Source organism: Inquilinus sp., from assembly GCF_057815775.1.
The window spans coordinates 1-3,885 of sequence record NZ_JBYRFX010001160.1 but is presented as its reverse complement, the minus strand read 5'-3'; the positions used below and the strand labels follow the sequence as shown (position 1 = coordinate 3,885).

The window sequence follows — 3,885 nt, the reverse complement described above, 5'->3', positions numbered from 1 at the left end:
GGCCGAGCCGGCGGCGGGCGGCGATGACAGCTGCCAGTTCGCCAAGGACCATGAGTGCGACGATCCCGATGGCGGCACCGGGCTGTGCGCCCCCGGCACCGACGTGACCGATTGCAGCGCGAGCCCGGGCGCCGCCCCGGCGACACCGGTTCCGCCGGCACCCCCGGCCCCTCCGACTCCCCCGGCCAGCGGCACCAAGACGGGGGCCGGACCGGCCGACAGCTGCGACTTCGCCCATGACGGCGAATGCGACGAACCGGGCAAGGGCACCGGCCTGTGCCAGGCCGGAACCGACACCACCGACTGCGCCGCCGCGGGCGGGGCACCCAGCCACAGCATCGCACCCGCGCCAACCGGCGGGGCCGGAGCGGCGGCGCCGGCGGCCTGCCCCTTCACCAAGGACGGCGATTGCGACGAACCCGGCAAAGGCACCGGCTTGTGTGCCGCCGGCACCGATGTGGACGACTGCCGCGGGAAGTGACCGGCACCTGATGACCGACGGCCAACACGAGTAGCCTCGCCCAGCGGCGCGGGGGAGAGGTTCGGAGCCGTGTGACTTGGGCCGCCCATCCTGTCGGTGCGGGTGCATCGCCCCAACACCGTCATTGCGAGCGCAGCGACGCAATCCAGTCGCGCGGCCAGAGGCGGCGGCAGCTTGGATCGCCCCCGTTAAACTTAAAGGGCCCCTGCGGGCTCGCGATGACGGTGAGGGAAAGCGGCAGCCCTCCGATCAACTGCTATCGTCTGGCACCCCAGACCCGGCCTGCGCCAAGGGGCCCTCGGCTCTATATGTGGGAGGTGGCCGGTCCGGCACAGGCTCGTCGCTGGTATCGGAATCAACGAAGACGCGCCGTGTCTCGGGTCGCGGCTCGGCTGCGCACGGCGGCACCGCCGGCTCGGCCCCGCTCTCCGCCGCCTCATCCGGCCAGTGCTTCGGCCAATGATCCTGGTCCGGCTCGATGCCGAGCAGATGGTGGATCCGGGTCAGCACCTCGCGGGCCGGCATTGTCTCCAACTCGTGCTCGAACTCCCGCTCCGCCAGCCGCTCACGCAGAGCCTCCGTCCTGAATTCGGCACTCTCGGCATCGGCGGCGGCGACGGCCGCGGTGGCGATGCGGGTGACCGCCTCGCGGCGCCGCTGCCGTCCGGCGGCGACTGCCGCCGCATCCCGCGTCGTCGCCCCGACCTTACGGGTGATATGCGCGTCGCGCAGGCGGGCAGCCAGGGCGACCGACAGCCGGATGCCGCGGGCGAGCCGTTCCTGCATCAGCGCGAAATCGGCCTTGGGCGGCCCGGGCTGAAGTGCGGCCACGATCTGCTGCTGCTCGATCCGATGGGCGGTGCGGATGCCGATCTCGACCACCTCCGCCAACTGGCCCAGCACCCACACCATGAACGCCCGGTCGGGATCGAGCGGGGCATCGGGAGAGTTGTCGGGGAGGGTGCTGGCGGGCGAAATATTCATGAACAAAAGAAGAACATGAATCAGCCGGCCTGTCCAGTTTCGCACCGGTATTATCCGGGCGGCCTGCGGTCGGGTATTCTCTTAGAGCCTGTTTGGAAACGCGCCGGCGCGTTTCCAAACAGGCTCTTACAGCAAGAAGTCGGATGCGGTCAGGGCATGGTCTGAAATGACGTTGATGATCGAGTCCGGCACCTTGTCGCCATTGGTGTCGAGATAGACGCCCTGGATGCCGTTGTGGAAGTCGACGATCCTGATCTCTCCGGCATGGCCGGTGAAGCCGCCGGCGCCGAAGCTGAAGGCGGTGTCGCCATTGGCGGCATTGCCGTCGGCATCGATGGTGCTGAGGTCGATCTTGTCGCCGGTGCTGAAGTCGGTGATCACATCCTTGCCGGATGGCGCCACCGTGCTGTCGGCCACGCTGCTGTAGAAGAAGGCATCGCTGCCGGTGCCGCCCTTCAGCACATCGGCCCCGACGCCGCCGCTGATCACATCATTGCCGCCGAGCCCCGACAGGGTGTTGGCCCCGGCATCGCCGACCAGCACGTCATTTTGGTCCGAGCCGTAGACATTCTCGATCCCGGTCAGCGTGTCGCCCTGGGCGTCGCCGCCGATGCCGATGCCGATCGCCAGGCTGACCAGCACCCCCACGGCCGATCCCGCATAGCTCGCGGTGTCGTTGGCGGCGCCGCCGTCCAGGGCATCGGCCCCGGCGCCGCCGATGAGCAGGTCGTTGCCGTCACCGCCGCTGAGTTGGTCGTCGCCTCTGCCGCCGACGAGGGTGTCGTTCCCCGCATCGCCGAAGACCAGATCGTTGCCGTTGCCGGCATCGACGGAATCATTGTCGTTGCCGCCATGGATGGTGTCGACCCCGTCGCCGCCGACCAGCCGGTCCACGCCGTCGCCGCCGTCGAGACTGTCGTTGCCGCCTTCGCCCGAGAGGGTGTCGTTGCCACCATTGCCGACCAGGGTGTCGTCGCCGAGTTCGCCGCCGATGATGTTGGCGCCATTATCGCCGGTCAGGTGATCGTCGAAGCTCGACCCGTACAGGCTTTCGATGTTGGTCAGGATATCGCCTGCGGCGTCGCCGCCTCCGGCCATGTGGGCTAACAGGTAAATGCTGACGGCCGCGCCGGAGCCCTGGTAGTTGGCGAAGTCCGAACCGTCGCCGCCATCCAGCGTGTCGGCCCCGGCGCCGCCATGCAGGACATCATTTCCCGCGCCGCCGCTCAGCGCATTGGCGCCGGTGTCGCCCGCCAGATGATCGTTCAGGGCGGAGCCGGTCAGGTTTTCGATGCTGCTGAAAGTATCGCCCTCGGCGTCGCCGCCGATCCCGGTGCCTGCGGCGAGGTCGACCGTGACGGATGCAGCCGAGGTGGAATAGCTCGCCGTGTCCGTGCCACTGTCACCGACCAGCACATCTGCCCCACCGGCGCCGATGAGAGTGTCGTCCCCACCGAGGCCCTCGATAAAATCCGCTCCGGCGGTGCCAGTGAGGACGTTATTGCCTCCGTTACCGGTAAGAAGAATTCCCATTGCTCTCTCCTAAAATATTTCAGGGCTGATGCCCAATTTTATTCGTCCTGAACCAAGATACCGCGGAATATCAAACACTGAAGAAGCATAGGTGAGATATTTGTACAAAACCGTCGCGACGTATGTTTGTTGATGCTTGACGGGTAGCGCTACAGCAATGTGCCGACCTGTGCTGATCTCATAAAAATTTACGCATATTCCGCCAGCTCGGACTGAAGGTCGCCCCCCAATACAGAGCCCCAATCTCCAGATAATTGCATTAAATATTAATCAAATCCATAAATAAAACCTGCCAAAAATTGTGGTGACGATGCATTTTTAGCGATCTTCTGGCTTCCCGACCGGCCACGCCAGCGCTCGTAAGATCGCAAGGGACAGCCGGTCGTCAAAGCACGGAGGCCGGTGCCGCGGGGACGATCGATGGGCGTCCTGATGCAGCGGACAATGGGCCAGCACCCCCTGTTCGCACATATCATTTTATGCAAAATTGCAACCGCACCGCTGCGGCTCGGCCATTTTTCGGCCTCGGCCCAAGTCGTGCTCACGATACCAATGCAGGGACAGGAAAGTTCCAATTCATTATTCGACGGGAGATTGATTATTATGAAATCGAGTCTGGGGGGTGCCGTTCTGGCAACCGTATTGTCACTCTTTTCTGCCAGCGCAGCGCAGGCGACGCCAAATCACTCGTTTACGATAACTAACAATACTTCTTTAACTCTGTGGTTCAGTCAAGTTCAGGGGATGTGCGTCGCTGGCTATAGTGGATTTACGGATATTCCGCCGCATAGCACAATTACCATCAGTTGGATAGATTCCAATAACATTGTAACGGGATGCACAGATCGGGAGAAGTTTATTGCTTTCAATTACAGTGGTACGTGTCT

Annotated in this window: 3 protein-coding genes and 1 pseudogene; 2 read left to right on the top strand and 2 right to left on the bottom strand. The window is 64.0% G+C overall.

The genetic code is table 11. From position 1 onward, the window contains the following. A pseudogene (locus AC3XYG_RS41065) lies at positions 1–481 on the top strand (hypothetical protein); the annotation flags it as partial. Between the two features lie 249 nt (positions 482–730). On the opposite strand, the gene AC3XYG_RS41060 reads toward AC3XYG_RS41065, so the two are convergent. Then, the gene (locus AC3XYG_RS41060) at positions 731–1,465 is read right to left on the bottom strand and encodes a hypothetical protein (RefSeq protein ID WP_489145690.1); all 735 of its coding nucleotides are present in this window, start codon (positions 1,463–1,465) and stop codon (positions 731–733) included. 126 nt (positions 1,466–1,591) lie between these two features. Then, complete coding sequence (locus AC3XYG_RS41055) at positions 1,592–2,998, bottom strand: calcium-binding protein (RefSeq protein ID WP_489145689.1); 1,407 nt, start codon at positions 2,996–2,998, stop codon at positions 1,592–1,594. Between the two features lie 420 nt (positions 2,999–3,418). Between AC3XYG_RS41055 and AC3XYG_RS41050 the strand changes: the two genes are divergently transcribed. Further along, on the top strand, positions 3,419–3,885 hold a 467-nt coding region (locus AC3XYG_RS41050), incomplete at its 3' end, for a hypothetical protein (protein ID WP_489145688.1).

Coding starts and splice junctions, on each gene's coding strand:
- AC3XYG_RS41060 (WP_489145690.1), bottom strand. CDS start 1,465: ATGAATATTTCGCCCGCCAGCACCCTCCCCGACAACTCTCCCGATGCC.
- AC3XYG_RS41055 (WP_489145689.1), bottom strand. CDS start 2,998: ATGGGAATTCTTCTTACCGGTAACGGAGGCAATAACGTCCTCACTGGC.